The sequence below is a fragment of the Variovorax ginsengisoli genome (assembly GCF_030486595.1).
Lineage (GTDB): Bacteria > Pseudomonadota > Gammaproteobacteria > Burkholderiales > Burkholderiaceae_C > Variovorax > Variovorax ginsengisoli_B.
Window position 1 is genome coordinate 125583 of the sequence record NZ_JAUJZH010000015.1, and the last position, 21137, is coordinate 146719.

The window sequence follows — 21137 nt, forward strand, 5'->3', positions numbered from 1 at the left end:
ATGGTAACAAGCCCTCATGAAAAAGCCCGGACAGGCCGGGCTTTTTCTGAGAGGCGCGCTGCGGCTTCAGTCCACCAGCTTGACTTCGACCCGGCGCGCCTCGGCGTTGTTGCCGCTGCCGGCCGTCACGGCCGGCTTCTGCAGGTCGACCTTGTCGGCCGGCACGCCCAGGCCGGTCAGCACGTCGCGCACCATCTCGGCGCGCTTCTTCGCCAGGGCCTCGTTGATGGCGGCGTCGCCGGTGGTGTCGTGGAAGCCGGAAATGACCGCCTTGTGCCCGCTTTCGATCCCCTTGATCACGACCGCCAGGGCCTCTGCCGCGCCCGGCGCCAGGTCGGCGCTGGCGGTGGCGAAATAGAAGTTCACGACACCGCCGACGACGCGGATGCTGGCGCCGTCGGGAATCACGACAGTGACCGTCTCGGTGACCACCGCCAGCGTGGTCGCCGGCGCGGCAGCGGCCACCGGCGCGACCGACGGACCCGCCGCATGTCCCCGCGTGTAGAGCACGATGCCGATCACGAACAGGATCACCAGCGCGATCAGGCCCAGCACGAAGGCGAGGATGAAGTTCTGCTGGCTCTCGTCGTCACTATGGGCGGACATGGGCGGTGCTCCGTAGTTGAGGGGTCGGTAAATAATGGTGCGGTGAACCATGACCGCCAAATTGTAGGCGTCGCTGCCCGGTCCCCCGGCGGCGACCCCGGGCCGCCCGGCCTGGACCCCCTGCCCACGCCGCTGCGCGACCCCAAGCCGATGCTCGATCGCGTGATCGACGAATGGGGCGGGCACGAGGACCTGTGGCTGTTCGGCTACGGCTCGCTGATCTGGCGGCCCGACTTCGGCTTCGTCGAAAGACATCCGGCCCGGGTCCATGGCTGGCACCGCGCGCTCAAGATGTGGAGCCGGATCAACCGCGGCACGGTCGAGAACCCGGGGCTGGTGTTCGGGCTGCTCTCGGGCGGCAGCTGCCGCGGCATGGTGTTCAGGGTGCCGGCCGCCGAAGGGCTGGAGACCCTCGGCCGGCTCTGGCTGCGCGAAATGCCCACCGGGGTGTACGACCCGCGCTGGCTCGACTGCACGACGCCGCATTCGAAGGTCCGGGCGCTGGCCTTCACGCTGTCGCGGCGCAGTCCCAATTTCACCGGCGAGCTCAGCGACGAGCGCTATGCCCACATCTTCGCCAACGCGGTGGGCCGCTACGGCAGCTCGCTCGACTATGCCGAGCAGACCTTGCTCGAACTGCGGCGCCATGCAATCCACGATGCCGCGCTGGCGCGCCTGGTCAAGCTGGCCCAGACGCGGCTGTCGGCCCCGGCCGACAGCGCCGAGCCGGAGCCTTCGGTATACCCTCTGAGTTCAGCATCCATCGATCAAATAAAGGAGTAGTTCGACCATGCGCCCTTGCCTCATCGCCCCTGCCATCGCCATGGCCGCGGCCAGCCTGCTCGCGGCCTGCGGCACGCTGGGGCCCAAAGCCGGCGCTACCGCCGAACTGACACCGACCGGCGCGATCACGCCGAACCCGACCGTGGGCAAGGTGAGCTTCACGGCGCTCGAACACGGTGTGCGCGTGAAGGGCGAAGTGCGCGGCTTCGCGCCGGGCACGGAGCATGGGTTCCACATCCACGAGAAGGGCGACTGCGGCGACAACGGCAACGCGTCGGGCGGCCATTTCAACCCGGCTGGCGGCACCCACGGGAAGTTCGCCGCACCAGGAAGCCACGCAGGCGAACTGCCCAGCTTGGTGGCCGACGCCAACGGAGTGGCCCGCTTCAGCGTCGACGTCCACACCATCTCGATGACCGAGGGTGCGGCCAACAACATCATCGGCCGCGCGCTGGTGGTGCACCGCGACCGCGACGACTTCACGACCCAGCCGGCGGGCAATTCGGGCCCGCGGATCGCCTGCGGGATCATCGCCCGGAGCTAGCCCTAACCCAGCCGCGCCTGCATCAGGGCCTCGGCGCTCGCGAGTTCCTCCGGGGTGTCGATGTCGGTCACGATGCCGATGTCGTCGACCTCGATGTCGGCCACTTGCCCGGCCTCCTTGAGCGCACGCAGCACGGGGGCGGCGCCCTGGTTTCCCGACAGCCGGGAAAGCGCATCGAAGCAGCCGGCGGCGAAGCCCACCGGATGGCCGCGCTGGCCACGGTAGTGCGGCTGCGCCGCCCGCACCGACCCGGCCAGCGCCGACGCCACGGCCTGCAAGGTCGCCGGCTGGACCAGCGGCAGGTCGGCCGGCAGGATCAACCAGCCCGCGGCGCCGGGCGTGGCCCGCACGGCGGCGGCGATCGAGTCGCCCATGCCCGGGTGGCCGACATCCTCGAGATGCCAGGGCAGCCCGCTGGCGCGCACCGCGGCCAGCGTGTGGTCGAGCACCGTGGCGCCGGCCAGCGCGGCCTGCAGCTTGTGGCCGCTGCCGCCGGCGGCACGAAAGCGCTCGCCGCGGCCGGAGGCGAGCACGATGACGGTCGGCGGGGACGGTTCGGCGGCGGGAGTCATGCGACGGAGTATCCACGCTTGGCTTGCGCAACAATGGCGCCATGCCTTCTCCCAATGAATCACTGGCCGCCCTGCGCAAGAGCTACGAGCGCGCCGAGCTCGACGAAACCCGCAGTGCCGCCGATCCGCTCGACCAGTTCGAGCGCTGGCTGGCCGAGGCCATCGACGCCCAGGTACCCGAACCCAATGCGATGACGCTGGCGACGGTGGGCGGCGACCTGCGCCCCTCGACGCGGATCGTGCTGGTCAAGGGCTACGACGCCCGCGGCATCGTCTGGTACACCAACTACCAGAGCCGCAAGGGCCAGGAGCTGGCCGGCAACCCCTATGCGGCGCTTCAGTTCCATTGGGTCGAACTCGAGCGCGTGGTGCGCATCGAGGGCCGGGTCTTCAAGGTCGACGACGCCGAGAGCGACGCCTACTTCGCCAGTCGGCCCCTCGACTCCCGCATCGGCGCCTGGGCCAGCCCGCAGAGCGAGGTCATCAGCGGCCGCGACGTGCTGGTGAAGAACGCCGCGGTGCAGGCCGCGAAGCACCTGCTGTCCCCGCCGCGGCCGCCGCACTGGGGCGGCTTCCGGCTGGTGCCCGACCGCTGGGAGTTCTGGCAGGGCCGCAAGAGCCGCCTGCACGACCGGCTGCGCTATCGCGCCGAGGGCGGCGCCTGGGTGCGCGAGCGGCTGGCGCCCTGAGCCGGCTTCAAAGGCGCCCGGCGAGCGCCATCACGATCGACAGCGAGACCAGCGCCATCACCGTCGAGACCACGACGCTGGCGGTGATCAATCCTTCCGAGGTCCGGTAGCGCTGCGCGAACAGGAACACGTTGGCGCCGATCGGCAGCGATGCCGCCACCACCATCACGGTCAGCGGCAGGCCGCGCAGGCCGAAGGCGAGTCCGAACGCCGCGACCAGCGCCGGATGCACCAGGTTCTTGATCGAGGCATGGAGGAGCGCGGCGCGCCAGTGCTGGCCGACCGGCGTCAACGCCAGCGTGATGCCCACCAGCATCAGCGCCACCGGGCTGAATGCCTGGCCGAGCAAGGCGATCGGCTTGTCGACCGCGGCCGGAATCTCGAGCCCGGTCTGTGCGAACAGCAAGCCCAGCAGGATCGGTGCCTGCACCGGATGGACGATCGCGTTGCGCAGGGCGCGCAACACGGTCCGCGCCATCGGGCGCCGCCCTGCCGCGCCGGGCTCGATGCGTGGCGCATCCTCCTGCGCCAGCGCGAGCTCGAGGAACACGGTGGCGCTGGTCAGCAGCACCAGCGAGTGCAGCGAGATCAGCGTCAGCAGCACCACCATGCCCTGCGGTCCGTAGGCCAGGCCCACGAGCGCGATGCCGATCATCACGGTGTTGCTGTAGGTGTTGGCCAGCGCCAGCACGACGCCCGTGCGATTGAAGCCGCGCCAGACCAGCGTGGCCGCGAAGATCAGGCCGGCGGCGACGAAATAGGCCGCCACCGGCTTCAGGCTCAGCTGCTCGATCCGCACCGTGCTCATCGAACGGAACAGCAAGGGCGGCGCCAGCAGCAGGAACACCAGGTTCGACAGGTCCTCGACCGAGTCGCCCCGGATCCAGCGCATCCTCCCTGCCAGCCAGCCGACCGCGATGAGGATGACCACGGGCAGCAGTGAGGAAACGACTAGACCATTCATGAGCTTTCGAGAATAGCCGACGTGATCTTTTGGGCCATTCGCTGGCCCTCGGTGCGGGCCCGGCAAGCGGTGCGGGGGTTCAAGGCGCAGTGACGTCACCAACGCCGATGCAACCCCAACGTACCACCGCCGCCACCCCGACGCCCCCAGCACCCCGACATAAAGCCGAACCGAACGCTCCCTAGAACGTAGCCCTCAACCCCACCTTCAAGCTGCGCCCCGGCAGCGGCGCAGCCGGATACACCGTCGTCGTCAGGATCGAAGTCGCGCTGTAGGCCAGCGTGTTTCCGATGTTGTCGACCCGCGCGTACCACGTGAGGTTGGCGCTCTGGACCCGCTGCCTGTAGCTGAGCGACGCGTTCCACAGGGTGTAGGCCTCGGTCGGGCGGTCGCCCATCGGTGGCACGCGGTTCTGTGCCGCGTTGTAGTCGAAGCCCAGGCGCGCGGTCCACGGGCCGCGGCCGTAGGCCAGCGTGCTGCCGACGCGCCATGGCGCGATCCGCGGCAGCGGCTCCCCGGTGTCGGTGTTGGTGGCCCGCACCAGGTCGCCGCGCCATTCGAGGTCGAGCGTGCCGCCGTCCTCAGCCCGCGAAAAGCCATCGGCGCCGATCAATTGCAGGTTGCCGCCGGCCTCGAGGCCGGTGAAGCGCGCCCGCACCCCGTGGTAGACATAGTCCGCGAACACTTCGGGGAACAGCAGCCCCTCGGCCGTCTCGACCGGCGGCGGATTCAGCTCGCCGTCCGCGCTGCGCACATTGCCCGTGGCGCTGAGTCCGATGTAGTTGCTGAAGCGGGTCAGGTAGGCGTTGAGCCTCGCCGTGTTGGCGCCCGACTTCCATTGGGCGCCAAGGTCCAGCCCGGTCGACTTCTCGACCTTCAGGTTCGGATCGCCGGTCTCCCAGGCCGCAGTCGCCACGTGCGGGCCGTTGGCGAACAGTTCGTAGTCTTTCGGCGCCCGCTCGGTGTAGGCCAGGTTCGAGGTCAGCTGCCACTGCGGCGACAGGTTGACCAGCCCGCCGAAAGCGGCGCTGCTCGGACTGAAGTCGCGCTTGCCAACGAAGAAGCGCGTGATCTCCGGGTCGGACGGATCACCCAGCGAGCGCACCTTGACCTCCTCGGTGCGGGCACCGAAGCTCAGCCGACCCCACGAGGTGCCGAACTCTTCGTGCAGGAACAAGGCATTCGACGTGGTGCGGCTGTTCGGGGCAAAAGCCTCCTCGCCGTTGGCCGAGAAACGCCCGCTCTCGCTCGTGAAGCCGACCAGGCCTTCGAAGCCGCCGATCGGGCGGTGCCTCGCCTCGATCCGCAGGTCGTTGCTGTCGTTGGTGAAGGTGGTGCCGGGCGCCGGGCCTTCGTACTCCGTGTGGCGGTACTCGGTGCGGCTCAGCTTCGCATGCACGCTGCTGAAGAATCCACCCGGCCGCCATTCACCCTCGAGCGCGTAGCGGTCGGACCGCATGCCGATCGTGACGTCGTCTTCGGCCACCGTGCCGTAGTTGCTGCGGTAGGTGCTGGCCGAGGCACCGATCCAGCCCTGGTCGAAGAACAGCGTGCCGCCGAAGGCGCCGCCGTCGGCCTCGTTGGCCGAATTGCACATCTTGCGTGCGAAACCCGGGCGCTTCGGGTTCGCGCAGGGCAGCTCGATCGGCACCGAGACGTCGCTCGAATCGCGCCGGAAGGCATCGACGTGCAGCGCATAGCGGTCGGTGCCGCCCTCGAGCAGCGCGCCGCCGGACTTCTCGCGGTTGCCGGTTGCGTAGCCCAGGTCGGCGCGGCCGCCGAAGCCTTCGATCGGCTCGGTCGGGATGCGGTTGTCGATCACGTTGACCACGCCGCCCACCGCGCTGCCACCGTATTGCAGCGCGGCCGGCCCGCGCAGCACCTCGAGCCGCTCGGTGACCAGCGCATCGACCGGCACCGCATGGTCGTAGCTCAGCGCCGAGGCGTCGGGCGCGCTGCCGCCGTTCTGCAGGATGCGGATGCGGTCGCCGTCCTGCCCGCGGATCGTCGGCCGGCTGGCATTGGGGCCGAAATAGGTGCTGCCGACGCCCGGCAGGCCGTTGAGCGTCTCGCCGAGGGTGGATTGCGAACGCAGCAGCAGCGCCTCGTTCGACAGCGAGGTGGTCGGCGCGATCAGGTCGGTGGCGCCCAACGGGTTGCCGGTGACGGTGATCTCGCCGAGCGAGGGGGCAGGCGCCTCAGGCGCAGCTTGCGCCCAGGCACCCGGGGACGCGCAGGACAGGACGGACAGCACCGCGACGCCGACGCGGTGGCGTGGAAAAACAATAGACATGAAGGAACACTCGTTGAATCGATGGACAGCCGGCCGCGCCCCGCCAGGCAGGGTCGGCAACCGGGAAACACGGGGGATTCAGCGAGTGGAAGGCGGACCGCGCGCGTCGAACAGCGCGATCCAGCGGGCGAAGACCTCGCCCTCGAGCCAGACGAAGCTGGCGGCCGGGAGAAGTACCGGCAGGAGAACCGGCGGCACGCAAGGCGCGGCCGCTCCGTGGGACAACTGGTCGTAGAGCCTGCACTCGGCCTCGGTGTGGACGCCGAACAGCGCCGACAAGCCGCGCGAGGCGGCCGCCTTGCCGGCCACCGCAGCGGTGGCGGCATCGGCATGGGGATGTGCATGTGCCGCCGCGCCGTGCAGCGTGCCGTGCAGCAGGCCCAGCGTGGTCGCGGCCCAGAGCGCGAACGCGAGCACGCACAAGAGGGTGCGGGTGCTTGGGGAGCGCTGGGGGGAAGGCATTTAATCAGTTGAGGACAGAGCAAAAACTGCTGACGCAGTTTCTTGGTCTGTCCCGCAAGGTATCAGGATGGTCGAGGACAGAGCAAAAACTGCTACGCAGTTTCTTGGTCTGTCGCGCAAGGTCTCAGCCCTTCACCCGAGCAGCAAAAGTCTTCTGGAACTTCTCGACCTTGGGACCGACCACGAAGGCGCAGTAGCCCTGGTTCGGGTTGTTCAGGAAGTAGTCCTGGTGGTAGGCCTCGGCGGCCGAGTAGTTGGCCAGCGGCTCGACCTCGGTCACGATCGGCGAGCGGTAGGTCTTGCTCTCGCCGATCTCGCGGATCACGTCCTCGGCGACCTGCTTCTGCGCCGCATCGAGGTAGTAGATGCCGCTGCGGTACTGGGTGCCGACATCGTTGCCCTGGCGATTGAGCGTCGTCGGATCGTGCACGACAAAAAAGATCTCGAGGATCTCGTGCAGCGAGATCTCGGCCGGGTCGAATGTCACCTTGACCACCTCGGCGTGCCCGGTGCGGCCAGTGCAGACCTGCTCGTAGCTCGGATTCACGGTCTGGCCGTTGCTGTAGCCCGATTCGACGTCGAGCACCCCCTGGACGCGGTCGAACACGGCTTCCGTGCACCAGAAGCAGCCACCGCCGAGGACGATGGTTTCGGTGGGCGAGGATGGGGATGACATGGCAACTCCGGCGAAGTTTCGAGACGAACTGCACATTGTGCCGGCTTGACGCACTGCAACACCCTCACTACATTACTAACCCGCCAGTCATTAATACCATGCCCGCCTCCCGATTCCTCAAGGACAAGCTGTGTCCCGTGAGCGCCAAGCGCGAGCGGCGCAAGGAAGCCCGTCCGGGCGAACTGCTGGAGGCGGCGCTGGACCTGTTCGTCGAGAAAGGCTTCGCCGCCACCCGTTCGGAAGAAGTCGCGGCCCGTGCCGGCGTCTCCAAGGGCACCCTCTTCCTGTATTTCCAGAGCAAGGAAGAGCTGTTCAAGGCGGTGGTGATCGAGAACCTGGCCGGCCGCTTCACCGAGTGGAACCGCGAGTTCGACGAATACGAAGGCAGCACCGCCGACATGCTGCGCTATTGCATGCGGGTCTGGTGGGAGCGGGTCGGCGCGACCAAGGCCTCCGGCCTGACCAAGCTGATGATGAGCGAAGGGCGCAACTTTCCCGAGTTGGCCGAGTTCTATCGCCGCGAAGTCGTGAAGCCGGGGCACGAACTGCTCCGGCGCATCGTCCAGCGCGGCATCGACCGCGGCGAGTTCGCGCCGGTCGAGGTCGACCTGGCGATCTACACCGTCATCGCGCCGATGATCTTCCTGATGCTGACCAAGCATTCGCCTGCGATCTGCTTCGATCACACCTCCACGATCGACCCCGAGAAATACCTGGCGCTCCAGGCCGAGACCGTGCTGCACGGCCTTTGCCGCACGCCGAAGGCTGCCGAATGAAAAGAACGATGAAATGGGCCATCGCGGCCCTGGTCCTGGTGCTGCTCGCCGCCGGCGCGCTGCGTGCCATCGGCGCGCGCAAGGCCCAGCAGGCCAAGCTGGCGGCCGGCACCGGCTCGGCGGCGATCGAAACGGTGGTGGAGCTGTCGGCCACCGACGTGGTGCGCGTCGCCCGCCGCGAGCTGGCCGAGACGCTGCCGGTCTCGGGCACCTTGCGGGCGGTCGATTCGGCGCAGGTCAAGGCCCGCGTCGCCGGCGAGCTGATCGGCCTCACGGTGCGCGAAGGCGACACGGTCGCGGCCGGCCAGGTCATCGCACGCATCGATCCGGTCGAATACCAGTCGCGCATGCGGCAGGCCCAGGAGCAGGCCGAATCGTCCCGCGCCCAGGCCGAGGTGGCGCAGCGCACCTTCGACAACAACAAGGCCCTGGTCGAGCAGGGCTTCATCTCGCGCACCGCGCTCGAAACTTCGCAATCGAACCTCAATTCGGCGCTGTCGACGCACCGCGCGGCGCTGGCGGCGGTCGAGATGACCCGCAAGTCGCTCGACGACACCGTGCTCAAGAGCCCGATCGCCGGCCAGGTGGCGCAGCGCCTCGCCCAGTCCGGCGAGCGCGTCGCCATCGACGCCAAGATCATCGAAGTGGTCGACCTGAGCCGCATCGAAGTCGAGGCCACGCTGGCCGCGGCCGATTCGGTGGCGGTGCGCGTGGGCCAGCGCGCCACCCTGCAGATCGAGGGCGGCGGCGTCGCCGACCCGAAGAGCGGCGAGCGCACGGTCGGCGCCAGCGTGGTGCGGGTCAATCCGAGCGCCCAGGCCGGCAGCCGCAGCGTGCTGGTCTACCTGCGGCTCGACCGCAGCACCGGCTTCCGCCAGGGCCTGTTCGCGCAGGGCACGATCGACGTCGGCCGCACCGAGACGCTGGCCCTGCCGCTGACCGCGGTGCGCACCGACAAGCCGGCGCCCTACGTGCAGGTGGTGATCGACGGGCGCATCGCGCATCGGCCGGTCGAGACCGGCCTGCGCGGCCAGCTCGACGGCCAGACGATGGTCGCGGTGCGCGGCATCGAAGAAGGCGCGGTGGTGGTGGCCGGCAGCCTCGGCCCGCTGCGCCAGGGCACGGCCGTGCGCCTGTCGCCGGTGTCGGCCAGTGCCGCGCCGGCCCCCGCCGCTTCGGCACGCAGCGCACCCTGAGGCGGGCACGGCATGTGGTTCACCCGCGTCAGTCTCAAGAATCCGGTCTTCGCGACCATGCTCATGCTCGCCCTGGTGGTGCTGGGCGCCTTCTCCTACCAGCGCCTGCAGGTCGACCAGTTCCCGAACATCGACTTCCCGGTGGTGGTGGTGATCACCGAGTACCCGGGCGCCTCGCCCGAGATCGTCGAGAGCGAAGTCACCAAGAAGATCGAGGAAGGCGTCAACTCGATCGCCGGCATCAACGCCCTGACCTCGCGCAGCTATGAGGGCCAGTCGGTCGTCATCATCGAGTTCCAGCTCTATGTCGATGGCCGCAAGGCCGCCGACGACGTGCGCGAGAAGGTGGCCGGCGTGCGGCCCCTGTTCCGCGACGAAGTGAAGGACCCGCGCGTGCTGCGCTTCGACCCGGCCTCGCGCGCCGTCTGGTCGGTGGCGGTGCTGCCCGAGGGCGACACGAGCGCCGCCGGGCCGCCCCAAGGCGCGAGCACCCCCTCGGGGGGCAGCGCAGCACGCGCAGCGGCAAGCGTGGGGGCCACATTCACGCAGCCCAGCGCGGTGGAGCTCACCAACTGGGCCGACCAGGTGCTCAAGAAGCGGCTGGAGAACGTGCGCGGCGTCGGCTCCGTGACGCTGGTCGGCGGCACCAAGCGCGAGATCAACATCTACCTCAATCCGCAGGCGATGGAAGCCTTCGGCGTCAGCGCCAGCCAGGTGGTCGATGCGGTGCGCAGCGAGAACCAGGCGCTGCCGGTCGGCTCGGTGCGCTCGCTCGAACAAGACCGCGTGGTCCAGATCGACGCCCGCATGGAGCGGCCCGAGGATTTCGGCCGCATCATCGTGGCCCGCAAGGGCGGCGCGCCGATCCGGGTCGACCAGGTCGCGACGGTGCGCGACGGCGCCCAGGAGATCGACAGCCTGGCGCTCTACAACGGCCAGCGCACCTTGCTGCTGTCGGTGCAGAAGGCACAGGACGAGAACACCATCCAGGTGGTCGACGGGCTGGTCAAGGCGATCGCCGAGATCAAGCCGCAGCTGCCGCCGGGCGTGCGGCTGGAGCCGATCGCCGATGCCTCGCGGCCGATCCGGGTGGCGGTCGACAACGTGCGCCAGACGCTGATCGAGGGCGCCCTGCTCACGGTGCTCATCGTCTTCCTGTTCCTGAACTCCTGGCGCTCGACCGTGATCACCGGCCTGACCCTGCCGATCGCGCTGATCGGCACCTTCTGGTTCATGGCGATGTTCGGCTTCACCATCAACATGATCACGCTGATGGCGCTGTCGCTGTGCGTGGGCCTCTTGATCGACGACGCGATCGTGGTGCGCGAGAACATCGTGCGCCACGTGCAGATGGGCAAGGAGCCCTACCAGGCCTCGCTGGACGGCACCCAGGAGATCGGCCTGGCGGTGCTGGCGACCACGCTGTCGATCGTCGCGGTGTTCCTGCCGATCGGCTTCATGGAAGGCATCATCGGCAAGTTCTTCCACGAGTTCGGCATCACGATCGTGGCGGCCGTGATGATCTCGATGTTCGTGAGCTTCACGCTCGACCCGATGCTGTCGAGCATCTGGCACGACCCGGCGATCGACCAGCACGGCAAGAACGAAGCGCCCGTCACCTTCTACGACAAGACCATCGGCCGCGTCACCGGCTGGTTCGACCGCGCCACCGAGCGGCTGGCCGAGGGCTACCAGGGCATCCTGCGCTGGGCGCTGGTGCACAAGCTGGCCACCGTGTTCGCGGCCATCGGCATCTTCGTTGGCAGCATCTTCATGGTGCCGCTGCTGGGCACCGAGTTCGTGCCCAAGGCCGACTTCTCCGAGACCTCGATCAGCTTCTACACCCCGGTCGGCTCCTCGCTCGAAGTGACCGAGGCCAAGGCGCGGCAGGTCGAGGCGGTCCTGCGCGAGATGCCCGAGGTGCGCTACACGCTCACCACCATCAACAGCGGCGACGCCCAGGGCAAGATCTACGCCAGCATCTACGTGCGGCTCGTCGACCGGCGCGCGCGCAGCCGCAGCGTCGACCAGATGTCGACCGTGCTGCGCGAGCGGCTGCGCGCCATTCCGGGCATCACGGTCACGCACGTCGGCCTGCGCGACTCGGTGGGCGGCAACAAGCCGATCGAGTTCTCGCTGCAGGGGCCCGACCTGAAGGAACTCGAGCGACTGACCGTTCGCGTGATGGACAAGATCCGCCCGATCCCCGGCCTGGTCGACCTCGACTCCAGCCTGAAGCCCGACAAGCCGACCGTCAGCGTGGTGATCCGGCGCGATGCCGCCTCCGACCTCGGCCTCGGCGTGGCGCCGATCGCGGCCGCGCTGCGGACGCTGGTGGCCGGCACCACGGTGGGCAACTGGCGCGCGCCCGACGACCAGACCTACGACGTCAACGTGCGCCTGGCGCCCGAGGTGCGCAACTCGCCCGCCGACCTGGCCCGCCTGCCCTTCCTGAGCACCGCGGTCGGCGCCAATGCCGACGGCTCGAGCCGCATCGTGCGGCTGGCGCAAGTGGCCGAGGTGCGCGAATCGACCGGCCCGAACCAGATCAACCGCCGCGCCCTGGCGCGCGAGGTGAGCATCAACGCCAACGTCGACGGCCGCTCGGCCGGCGAGGTCTCGGCCGACGTCCGCGCGGCCCTGGCCGGCATCGCCTTTCCGCCGGGCTACGGCTGGCAGTTCAGCGGCTCGACCAAGAACATGCAGGAGTCCTTCGGCTACGCGGTCTCGGCGCTGGCGCTGGCGGTGATCTTCATCTACATGATCCTGGCCAGCCAGTTCAAGAGCTTCCTGCAGCCGCTGGCGCTGATGACCGCGCTGCCGCTGACCCTGATCGGCGTCGTGCTGGCGCTGCTGATCTTCCGCTCGACGCTGTCGATGTTCTCGATCATCGGCGTGGTCATGCTGATGGGACTGGTGACCAAGAACGCGATCCTGCTGGTCGACTTCGCGATCCGCTCGCGCGAGCCTGGCGTCGCCGAGGACGGCACGCCGGTACCGGGCCTGCCGCGCGCCGAGGCCCTGCTGCTGGCGGCCCGCGTGCGGCTGCGCCCGATCCTGATGACCACCCTGGCCATGATCTTCGGCATGGTGCCGCTGGCCTTCGCGATCAGCGAAGGCTCGGAGCAGCGCGCGCCGATGGGCCAGGCCGTGATCGGCGGGGTCATCACCTCGTCGCTGCTGACGCTGGTGGTGGTGCCGGTGGTCTATTGCTACATGGACGACCTGGCCAACTGGGCCCGCCGCCGCTGGACCGGCCAGCCGAAGCCGGCCGCCGAAGCCACGCCCGTGGCGGCGCCTAAAATCGAAAGTTTGTCCTGAGTCCGCGAGGAGAAACCCCATGAACCCCACCCCCACGCTCGAGCGCCTGCGCTTCAACATGATCGAACAGCAGATCCGTCCCTGGGACGTGCTCGATCTCGAGATCCTCGACCTGCTGGCCCAGATCCGGCGCGAGGACTACGTGCCCGAGGCGCACCGTGCGCTGGCCTTCTTCGACATGGAGATCCCCCTCGAGGGCGTCAGCACGGCCTGGGAGCCGGGCCAGTGCATGCTCTCGCCCAAGGTCGAGGCCCGCATGCTGCAGGACCTGCACGTCAAGAAGCACGAAACCGTGCTCGAGATCGGCGCCGGCTCCGGCTTCATGGCCGCCCTGCTGGCCCATCGCGCGGCCCAGGTGCTGAGCCTGGAGATCGACCCCGGCCTGGCCGCCTTCGCTGCCGCCAACCTGCGCCGCAACGGCGTCACGAACGTCGAGGTGCGCCATGCCGATGGCGCCACGCCGCTGGCCAGCGGCCCGACCTTCGACGTCATCGTGCTGAGCGGCTCGGTGGCGCGCATCCCGCAGGGCCTGCTGGGCTCGCTGAACATCGGCGGCCGGCTGGCGGCCGTGGTCGGCGACGAACCGATGATGCGCGCCCATTTCGTGACCCGTACCGGCGAAGGCAAGTGGGACGTGCTGCAGCCCTGGGACACGGTGGCGCCGCGGCTCCTGAACTTCCCCGCGCCCTCGCGCTTCAACTTCTGACCCCCTGCCCTTCATGATCGATCAAATCCGCCCGACCGAGCTTGCCGACTGGTTCGCCAGGAATCCGAACGCGAGGCCGGTGGTGCTCGACGTGCGCGAACCCTGGGAGCTGCAGACCGCGAGCGTGGCGCCGATGGGCTTCACGCTGGCGACGATCCCGATGAACGAGATCCCGGCCCGCGTCAGCGAACTCGATCCGGGCCAGCGCATCGCCTGCCTCTGCCACCACGGCGCACGCAGCCAGCGGGTGGCCGCCTTCCTGGCCCAGAACGGTTTCGACGAGGTGGCGAACATCGCCGGCGGCATCGATGCCTGGTCGGCCCAGCACGACCCTTCCGTGCCGCGCTACTGAGCGGCCCGCGCCGCCGCCCTCCCCGATTTTCGTATCCCCAAGGACGCTTCATGCCCGTGCCCAGGCCTCTTCCTCTTTCGGCAGCGCTCGCGACCGTGTTCGCAGCGGCGATCGCGCTGCCGGCCCATGGCCAGAGCCTGATCGAACTCTACGATGCCGCGCGCGGCTTCGACGCCACCTACCAGGGTGCACGGGCGCAGTACGACGCCAATCTGGCGCGGGCAGCGCAGGCCAAGGCCGGCATCCTGCCGGCGGTCGGGCTGTCGGCCAACGCCACCGCCACCCACCAGGAGCTCTCGACCGACAACGCGTCGCTGACCCGCGGCATCCCGACACAGGCCGCCGGCATCAACGCCACGCAGCCGCTCTACCGGCCGGCCAACTGGGCGGTCTGGGAGCAGAGCAAGCGGCAGCTCGGCATTGCCGAGGACACCCTCAAGATCGCCGAGCAGGATCTCGTGGTGCGCGTCAGCCAGGCGTATTTCGACGTGCTGTCGAGCCAGGACAGCCTTGCGCTGGTGCGGGCGCAGAAGATCGGCGTGGCCGAGCAGCTGGCCTCGGCCAAGCGCAATTTCGAGGTCGGCACCTCGACCATCACCGACACGCGCGAGGCGCAGGCCCGCTACGACCTGGTGCTGGCGCAGGAAATCGCGGCCGAGAACGACCTGCAGGTCAAGAAGATCGTGCTCGACCAGCTGGTCGGCCGCACCGGCACCCAGCCGATCCCGCTGGCCGCGCCGGTGGCGCTGCCGCCGGTCCAGCCGGCCGATATCAACGCCTGGGTCACGCAGGCCGACGACATCCATCCCGCGATCGACCAGGCACGGCTGGGTCTGGAGGTCGCGAAGCTCGAGGTCGAGAAGGCCCAGGCCGGCCACAAGCCCACGCTCGATGCGCAGCTGGGCTACAACGTCACGAACAACCCGAACGGCACCACCACCAGCACAACCACCGGCAAGGTACGCGTCAATGCCGCGAGCATCGCGCTGGTCTTCAACATGCCGCTGTTCGCGGGCTTCGCGACCGAGAACCGGGTCAAGGAGACGCTGGCACTCGAGGAGAACTCGCGCCAGACGCTGGAGGCGACCCGCCGCAGCGTTTCGCAGGCCACCCGCTCGGCCTACCTCGGACTGATCTCGGGCGCCGGCCAGGTGAAGGCGCTCGAAGCCGCCGAAGCCTCCAGCCAGAGCGCCCTCGACGCCAACCGACTCGGCTACCAGGTGGGCGTGCGCATCAACATCGACGTCCTGAACTCGCAGGCGCAGCTGTTCCAGACCAAGCGCGACCTCGCGGTGGCGCGCTACAACGTGCTGGTGGGCAACCTGAAGCTGCGCCAGGCCAACGGCACGCTGAGCGCCGACGACCTGCAGGCCATCAACGACACGCTGGCGATCGGCGGCCGCGCGAGCGTCCAGAGCGAAGCGTCGCCGACCCAGCCCTCGGCCGCCACCCAAAGCCCGGTTCCGGTGCCGCCGGCCTCGCTGCCGCGCCCGGGCACCTCGGCCGCCCCGGTGGTGCCGCCGGTGGTCACGCCGCCCTTCAATCCGCAGCCGCCGACGATGCCGGTGCCGCCCCCGCCGCCGGTGATCGAGCAGCTGCCGACCCGCTGAAAGGCCGCGGGCCCCGGCCTACTTGAGTTCGCTCAGGTTGACCGGCTTGATCTTGCCGCCTTCGACCGTGGCGACCAGCGGATCGACGATGGTGCCGCCGACCGCGTCGACACCCTTGAATTCGCCGGCGTTGGTTTCCTTCGGCATCTTGGTCAGCGCCTCGCCGATCTTGGCCCGGATCGCGGCCGCGTCGGTGGTGCTGCCGGCGAGCTTCATCGCACTGGCCAGTGCGTGCGTCAGCGTGTAGTTGTAGGAAGACTCGGTGGTCGGGTCCTTGTCGGCGCCGTAGGCCTTGCGGTAGGCGGCGGCGAAGGTCTTGGGCCCGAGGCGTTCGTCATAGGACACCGGCAGCACGCCGATCGAGCCTTCCAGCGGCGCCAGGCCACCCGTGACCTTGGCCATCTCGTCGAGCTTGGCCTGGTCCATGATCAGGAAGCCGCCCTTGAAGCCCAGCTCGCGCGCCTGCTTGACGACCAGCGCGGTCGGCTCCGACGGGCCGCCGACGAACAGCACGTCGGGCTTCTCGGCCAGCACCCGGCTCACGCCGCTGTAGAAGTCGGCTGAGCGGTTGTAGGACATCGGGTTGTTCGAGGCGATCGTGCCGCCCGCCTTCTCCCAGGCCGGGCCGAAGAGCTGGGTCCAGTTCTTCGCGTACTCGTGGTCGCCCGGCAGCATGCCGACCTTCTTGCCGAACTTCTTCATCTCGTAGCTGGTGAAGGGCTCGATGTAGGAGTTGAAGGTCGGCGGGATGCGGATGGTGAGCTTGTTGCCAGTCTCGGTGATCTTGGGCGTGCTCGAGTACGCCATCACGATGAACTTCTCCTGCTCGTTGAAGGCCTGCATCGCGTAGATACCGCCCGAGTGCGGCACGAACACCGCCGGGCTCTGGTACTGCTGCACCAGGCGGCGCGCATTGATCGCCGCCTCGGCCGGCGCGTACTTGTCGTCGAGCGCCACCAGTTCGAGCTTGACCTTCTTGCCGGCGACCTCGAGGCCCGCGGCATTGATCTCCTTGATGGCCATCTCCATGCCGTTGACGACGTTCTTGCCGTAGAGGGCAGCACCGCCGCTCAAGGGGCCGGTGAAGCCGATCTTGACCGTTTCCTGTGCGAAGGCGGCGCTGGCGCCGAAGGCCGCGGCGAGCGCGGCGACGAGAGGCAAGGTTGTTGTTCTGATGCTCATGCGGGAGTCTCCAGGTGGTTTGAACGATGCAGGAAAAGAATGCGGTCTCAGGCGCCGATATAGGCGGCACGCACCGCCTCGTTGTGCAGCAGCGAATCGCGGTCACCCTCGAGCGCGATGCGCCCGCGCTCGATGACATAGGCGCGGTCGGCGATCGCCAGGGCCGAATAGGCGTTCTGCTCGGCCAGCAGCACCGTGGTGCCGGCCTTGTTGATGCGCTGGATGACCTCGAACACCTGCTTGACGATCAGCGGCGCGAGGCCGAGCGAGGGCTCGTCGAGCAGCAGCAGCCTGGGCCGGCCGAGCAAGGCGCGGCCGATCGCCACCATCTGCTGCTGGCCGCCCGACAGCGAGCCGGCCGGATGGTCCTGCTTCTGCGCCAGCACCGGAAACAGCGCGAACACCTCGTCGAGCGAGCGCTGGATGCCGGCCGCATCGCGCCGGTGCACGTAGGCGCCGAGCGTGAGGTTCTTCTTGACCGACATCATCGGAAACAGCTTGCGTCCCTCGGGGCAGTGCACCAGGCCGGAGGCGACGATCTGGGCCGGCCGCTGGCCCACCAGTTCGCGCTCGCCGAAGCGGATGCTGCCGGCGCTCGGCTTGTGGATGCCGCTGGCGGCCATGAAGATCGATGTCTTGCCGGCGCCGTTGGCGCCGAGCAGCACCACCAGTTCGCCCGGCGCCGCATGCAGCGTCACGCCCGAGAGCGCGCGGAAGCTGCCGTAGTGCAGGTCGACGCCATCAAACTGCAACATGGTCGGCTCCCAGGTAGGCTTCGATCACCTGCGGGTCGCGGCGGATCTGCTCCGGCGTGCCCTCGGCGATCTTGGCGCCGTTGTTCAGGACGACGATCTTGTCGGCCAGTCGCATGATCATGTCCATCTTGTGCTCGATCAGGCAGACGGTCTTGCCATGGTCCACCAGCTTGCGGATCAGGGCCGCGAGGCCCACGGTCTCTTCGGGGTTTACGCCGCCGGCCGGCTCGTCGAGCAGCAGCAGCTCGGGGTCGGTCGCCAGCGCCAGCGCGAAGGCGACGCGCTTGCGCTCCTCCTGCGTGATGTCGGCGGCAATGCGATGGGCCACATGCGACAGGCCGACGAAGTCGAGCGCCTCGCGCGCCTTCTCGCGGCACAGCCGCTCTTCTTCCTGCAGCCGGCGGGTGTTGGCGAGCACGTCCCACAGGCCCGACCTGGTGCGCAGGCGGTGCCCGACGATCAGGTTGTCGAGCACGGTGGCGTTGTCGAACAGGTGCGTGGTCTGGAAGGTGCGCGCGATGCCGAGCTTGGCCACGTGGTCGGGCCTGAGGCCGGTGACATCCTGCCCGTTGAAGCGGATGCACCCCGAACTCGGCTTGTGCGTGCCGGCCACGAGGTTGAAGAAGGTGGTCTTGCCGGCGCCGTTGGGCCCGATGATCGCGCTCACCTGCCCGCGCTCGAAGCGCGTCGAGATGTCGTCGACCGCGGTGAGGCCGAAGAACTGCTTGGTCAGCGATTCGATTTCAAGCATTGTTTCGCGCCTCCTGCGCCGCGGCGCCCGGGGTGGCCGCCTTCTCGGCCTGCGCCGCGTCCGCGCGCTGGGCCCGCCGCTTGAGCCAGGTGCCGACGATGCCGTCCGGCAGGAAGATGATCAACGCGATCAGGACCGGGCCGAACACCACCATGCGGTAGTCCTGCAGGAACTGCAGGCTCTGCGTCAGCCAGGTCACGATGAAGGTGCCGAGCAGCGGCCCCAGCAAGGTGCCGATGCCGCCGACCAGCACGAACATCACGAGGTCGAAGGTCACGGCCTCGCTCGCCAGGTCGGGACCGAGAAAGCGCACCTGTCCCGCATAGAGCGCGCCCGCGAAGCCGGCGTAGACCACCGACAGCACGAAGGACAGCGTCTTGGTGCGCATCAGGTCGATGCCGAGCGCCTCGGCCAGGTCGTCGCTGTTGCGCACCGCCATGAAGCTGCGGCCCAGCAGCGAGCGCACGATGCGCGCCATGATCCACAGGCCGAGCACCAGGAAGGCCAGCACCAGGTAGTACTGCGACAGGGGCGTTCCGAACTGCAGCGGGCCGATGCCGGTCGGCGCCGGGATGCCCATGATGCCGACCGGTCCGTGGGTCAGGCTTTCCCACTTCTCGATCAGCAGGAACATGATGTAGCTCACGCACAGCGTGAAGATCGAGAAGTAGTGGCCGCGCAGGCGCAGCGACAGCAGGCCGATGAAGTAGCCCAGCACCGCGGTCACCACGCCGGCCGCCAGGAAGGCGATCCAGAACGGCACCTGGTGGTCGACCGTGAGGATGCCGACCGTATAGGCCCCCACCGCCATGAAGGCGCCGTGCGCGAGGTTGAACTGCCCGGTGTAGCCGGTGATCAGGTTCAGCCCGAGCGCGGCGATGGCCATGATGAAGGCCTGTGTCGCCACCGAGATCAGGTAGTTGTTCTGCGCGAACAGCGGGAACACCAGCGCCGCCGCGGCCAGCAGCGCCCAGCCGGTCTTGCCTTGCAGCCAGTTCATCAGCGCGCTCCCTTGGCGGTGAACAGGCCCTGTGGGCGGAACGACAGGATCACCACCAGCAGCACGAAGGCGATGATGTCCTTGTAGTCGGTCGAGAAGTAGAAGCCGCCGAAGCTCTCGGCCATGCCGATGATCAGCCCGCCCACGATCGCCCCCGGGAAACTGCCCATGCCGCCCAGGATGATGATCACAAAGGCCTTGGTGATGACCAGGTTGCCCATCGCCGGGTAGACCAGGTTGATGGGCGCATAGAGCACCGCCGCGACCGCCGCCAGCGCGCCCGAGATCGCGAACACCAGCAGGGTCACGCGCGTGGCGTCGATGCCCACGAGGGCGGCGCCGTCGCGGTTCTGGGCCATCGCGATGATGGTCGAGCCGATCACCGTATGGTTCAGGAACAGGTGCAGCAGCACCATCAGGCCGAAGGCGCCGGCGATGATCAGGAGCCGCTGCAGCGGCGCCGTCAGCCCGAAGACCTCGACCACCTGGCCGTAGGGCGTCGGCATGCGATGGAAGTCGGCGCCGAACAGCGCCTGGGCGCCGGCCTCGAGGAACAGCAGCACGCCGATGGCGGCAATCATGTCGTGCAGCTCGGGCGCGTTGCGCAGCGGGTGGAACACCAACCGCTGCGTCAGCATCGAGATCGCCGCCACGATCGCGGCGGCGCCGGCCATCGCGAGCCAGTAGTTGAGGCCCAGCTTGGCCATCAGGTAGTAGCCCGCGAAGGCGCCCGCCATGTAGAACGCGCCATGGGCGAAGTTCGGCACGTGCAGGATGCCGTAGACCAGTGTCAGGCCCAGCGCCACCAGGCTGTAGACACCCCCGACGGTCAGGCCGTTCAGGAGTTGCTGAAAGAACATTTCCACATGATTCCTCGGTGTGACCCAGGCAATGCAGCCGCGGCTGCATCGAACGCGCCGGGCCATTGTGGAAGCAGGCGCGGCGGCGCCGACTAAGGTTTCTCCGGAGACGGCGTCGCCTTGGAGACTCGCGCTCCTACCGGGCGGTAGGGTGCAGAATGCGGCTCCTGGAGGTCCCCCATGACACGCACCGTTGCTCAGAAACGCGCCGACTTCCGCTCGCTCCACGCGGCGGGCTCCTTCGTGCTCCCGAACCCCTGGGACATCGGCAGCGCGCGCTACCTCGAAGGCCTCGGCTTCAAGGCCCTGGCCACCACCAGCTCGGGCTGCGCCTGGTCGCTCGGGCGGCCCGACGGCGCGCTGTCGCGCGAGACCGTGCTGGCTCACTTGCGCACCATCGTGGCGGCCACCGACCTGCCGGTGAATGCCGACTTCGAGAGCGGCTTTGCCGCCGATCCCACAGGCGTCGCGCAGAGCGTCCGGCTGGCGATCGACACCGGCGTGGCCGGTCTGTCGATCGAGGATTCGACCGGCGATCCCGCGCATCCGCTGTATGACATCGATGTTGCGGTGGCGCGCATGCGCGCCGCCCGCGCCGCCATCGACGAAGCCGGCGGCGACGTGCTGCTGGTCGGGCGGGCCGAGAACTTCTTCGCCGGCCGGCCCGACCTGGACGACGCCATCGCACGCCTGAAGGCCTATTCGGAGGCCGGCGCCGACTGCCTCTATGCGCCGGGCATCCGCACCCGCGAGCAGATCGCGGCCGTGGTCGCCGCGGTGGCGCCGAAGCCGGTCAACCTGCTGGTCGGTTCGAGCAGCGAGCTGACGATGAAGGACATCGAGGCGCTGGGTGTGCGGCGGGTCAGCGTCGGCGGCGCACTCGCGCGCGCGGCGTGGGGCGGGTTCATCCGGGCCGCGCGCGGCCTCGCCGACGAGGGGCGCTTCGACGGCTTCGCGGAGGCCGCTTCGGGGAACGAGTTGAACGCGTTCTTCAAGGGTCGCGGCCCCTGAGATCGATACGGCAGCGCAGCCCTTCAGC

21 protein-coding genes are annotated in these 21137 nt (G+C 68.8%); 10 read left to right on the plus strand and 11 right to left on the minus strand.

What is annotated here, in order from left to right; translation table 11 throughout:
• Positions 1-66: 66 nt before the first annotated feature.
• Positions 67-606 (minus strand): OmpA family protein, encoded by a 540-nt coding sequence (locus tag QZH52_RS20760; protein WP_301812494.1) that lies wholly within the window; start codon positions 604-606, stop codon positions 67-69.
• Positions 607-726: 120 nt separating this feature from the next.
• On the opposite strand from QZH52_RS20760, the gene QZH52_RS20765 reads away from it, so the two are divergent.
• Together QZH52_RS20765 and QZH52_RS20770 are read left to right on the plus strand one after the other, a co-directional pair.
• Positions 727-1389 carry a gamma-glutamylcyclotransferase gene (locus tag QZH52_RS20765; RefSeq protein ID WP_301812551.1) on the plus strand — a complete coding sequence of 221 codons (663 nt, stop codon included), beginning with the start codon at positions 727-729 and terminating at the stop codon, positions 1387-1389.
• A gap of 7 nt (positions 1390-1396) precedes the next feature.
• Complete coding sequence (locus tag QZH52_RS20770; protein WP_301812495.1) at positions 1397-1933, plus strand: superoxide dismutase family protein; 537 nt, start codon at positions 1397-1399, stop codon at positions 1931-1933.
• A gap of 2 nt (positions 1934-1935) precedes the next feature.
• Here the strand turns inward: QZH52_RS20770 and QZH52_RS20775 are convergent, their stop codons facing one another.
• Positions 1936-2505, minus strand: a complete 570-nt coding sequence (locus QZH52_RS20775; RefSeq protein WP_301812496.1) for a nucleotidyltransferase family protein — start codon at positions 2503-2505, stop codon at positions 1936-1938.
• Positions 2506-2546: 41 nt separating this feature from the next.
• Between QZH52_RS20775 and pdxH the strand changes: the two genes are divergently transcribed.
• The gene (gene pdxH, locus QZH52_RS20780) at positions 2547-3194 is read left to right on the plus strand and encodes a pyridoxamine 5'-phosphate oxidase (RefSeq protein ID WP_301812497.1); all 648 of its coding nucleotides are present in this window, start codon (positions 2547-2549) and stop codon (positions 3192-3194) included.
• 7 nt (positions 3195-3201) lie between these two features.
• Here the strand turns inward: pdxH and QZH52_RS20785 are convergent, their stop codons facing one another.
• From QZH52_RS20785 to msrA, 4 genes are all read right to left on the minus strand, one after another.
• A complete protein-coding gene (locus QZH52_RS20785; RefSeq protein WP_301812498.1) occupies positions 3202-4158 on the minus strand; it encodes an AEC family transporter in 957 nt (318 codons plus the stop codon).
• A 181-nt stretch (positions 4159-4339) separates the two neighbouring features.
• The gene (locus tag QZH52_RS20790) at positions 4340-6451 is read right to left on the minus strand and encodes a TonB-dependent receptor (protein ID WP_301812499.1); all 2112 of its coding nucleotides are present in this window, start codon (positions 6449-6451) and stop codon (positions 4340-4342) included.
• Between the two features lie 78 nt (positions 6452-6529).
• Positions 6530-6913, minus strand: a complete 384-nt coding sequence (locus tag QZH52_RS20795; RefSeq protein WP_286536472.1) for a hypothetical protein — start codon at positions 6911-6913, stop codon at positions 6530-6532.
• Positions 6914-7037: 124 nt separating this feature from the next.
• A complete protein-coding gene (gene msrA, locus QZH52_RS20800) occupies positions 7038-7589 on the minus strand; it encodes a peptide-methionine (S)-S-oxide reductase MsrA (RefSeq protein WP_301812500.1) in 552 nt (183 codons plus the stop codon).
• Positions 7590-7687: 98 nt separating this feature from the next.
• Here msrA and QZH52_RS20805 point away from each other — a divergent pair, with 98 nt between their 5' ends.
• Genes QZH52_RS20805 through QZH52_RS20830 form a run of 6 tightly spaced genes read left to right on the plus strand, consistent with a single transcriptional unit; the run spans position 7688 to position 15550 of the window.
• A complete protein-coding gene (locus tag QZH52_RS20805; protein ID WP_286522995.1) occupies positions 7688-8365 on the plus strand; it encodes a TetR/AcrR family transcriptional regulator in 678 nt (225 codons plus the stop codon).
• Between the two features lie 8 nt (positions 8366-8373).
• Positions 8374-9561, plus strand: coding sequence for an efflux RND transporter periplasmic adaptor subunit (locus QZH52_RS20810; RefSeq protein ID WP_366919310.1), 1188 nt, complete (start codon positions 8374-8376; stop codon positions 9559-9561).
• A 12-nt stretch (positions 9562-9573) separates the two neighbouring features.
• Positions 9574-12882, plus strand: a complete 3309-nt coding sequence (locus tag QZH52_RS20815) for an efflux RND transporter permease subunit (protein ID WP_301812502.1) — start codon at positions 9574-9576, stop codon at positions 12880-12882.
• Positions 12883-12901: 19 nt separating this feature from the next.
• On the plus strand, positions 12902-13588 hold the full coding sequence (locus tag QZH52_RS20820; RefSeq protein ID WP_301812503.1) for a protein-L-isoaspartate O-methyltransferase family protein: 687 nt from the start codon (positions 12902-12904) through the stop codon (positions 13586-13588).
• A 13-nt stretch (positions 13589-13601) separates the two neighbouring features.
• On the plus strand, positions 13602-13940 hold the full coding sequence (locus QZH52_RS20825) for a rhodanese-like domain-containing protein (protein ID WP_286523000.1): 339 nt from the start codon (positions 13602-13604) through the stop codon (positions 13938-13940).
• Between the two features lie 50 nt (positions 13941-13990).
• A complete protein-coding gene (locus QZH52_RS20830) occupies positions 13991-15550 on the plus strand; it encodes a TolC family outer membrane protein (protein ID WP_301812504.1) in 1560 nt (519 codons plus the stop codon).
• 18 nt (positions 15551-15568) lie between these two features.
• On the opposite strand, the gene QZH52_RS20835 is transcribed toward QZH52_RS20830, so the two are convergent.
• Genes QZH52_RS20835 through QZH52_RS20855 form a run of 5 tightly spaced genes read right to left on the minus strand, consistent with a single transcriptional unit; the run spans position 15569 to position 20104 of the window.
• The gene (locus tag QZH52_RS20835) at positions 15569-16732 is read right to left on the minus strand and encodes an ABC transporter substrate-binding protein (RefSeq protein ID WP_301812505.1); all 1164 of its coding nucleotides are present in this window, start codon (positions 16730-16732) and stop codon (positions 15569-15571) included.
• A gap of 47 nt (positions 16733-16779) precedes the next feature.
• Complete coding sequence (locus tag QZH52_RS20840; protein ID WP_301812506.1) at positions 16780-17487, minus strand: ABC transporter ATP-binding protein; 708 nt, start codon at positions 17485-17487, stop codon at positions 16780-16782.
• A complete protein-coding gene (locus QZH52_RS20845; protein ID WP_301812507.1) occupies positions 17474-18238 on the minus strand; it encodes an ABC transporter ATP-binding protein in 765 nt (254 codons plus the stop codon). The genes QZH52_RS20840 and QZH52_RS20845 overlap by 14 nt, the downstream gene beginning before the upstream one ends.
• Positions 18231-19238 (minus strand): branched-chain amino acid ABC transporter permease, encoded by a 1008-nt coding sequence (locus QZH52_RS20850; RefSeq protein WP_301812508.1) that lies wholly within the window; start codon positions 19236-19238, stop codon positions 18231-18233. Before QZH52_RS20850 ends, QZH52_RS20845 begins: the two co-directional genes overlap by 8 nt.
• Entirely contained in the window at positions 19238-20104 is an 867-nt protein-coding gene (locus tag QZH52_RS20855; protein ID WP_286523011.1) for a branched-chain amino acid ABC transporter permease, read from the minus strand. Before QZH52_RS20855 ends, QZH52_RS20850 begins: the two co-directional genes overlap by 1 nt.
• A gap of 174 nt (positions 20105-20278) precedes the next feature.
• On the opposite strand from QZH52_RS20855, the gene QZH52_RS20860 reads away from it, so the two are divergent.
• Positions 20279-21109: an isocitrate lyase/PEP mutase family protein gene (locus QZH52_RS20860; protein ID WP_301812509.1), complete on the plus strand. Its 831-nt coding sequence runs from the start codon at positions 20279-20281 to the stop codon at positions 21107-21109.
• The last annotated feature ends 28 nt before the right edge of the window (positions 21110-21137 follow it).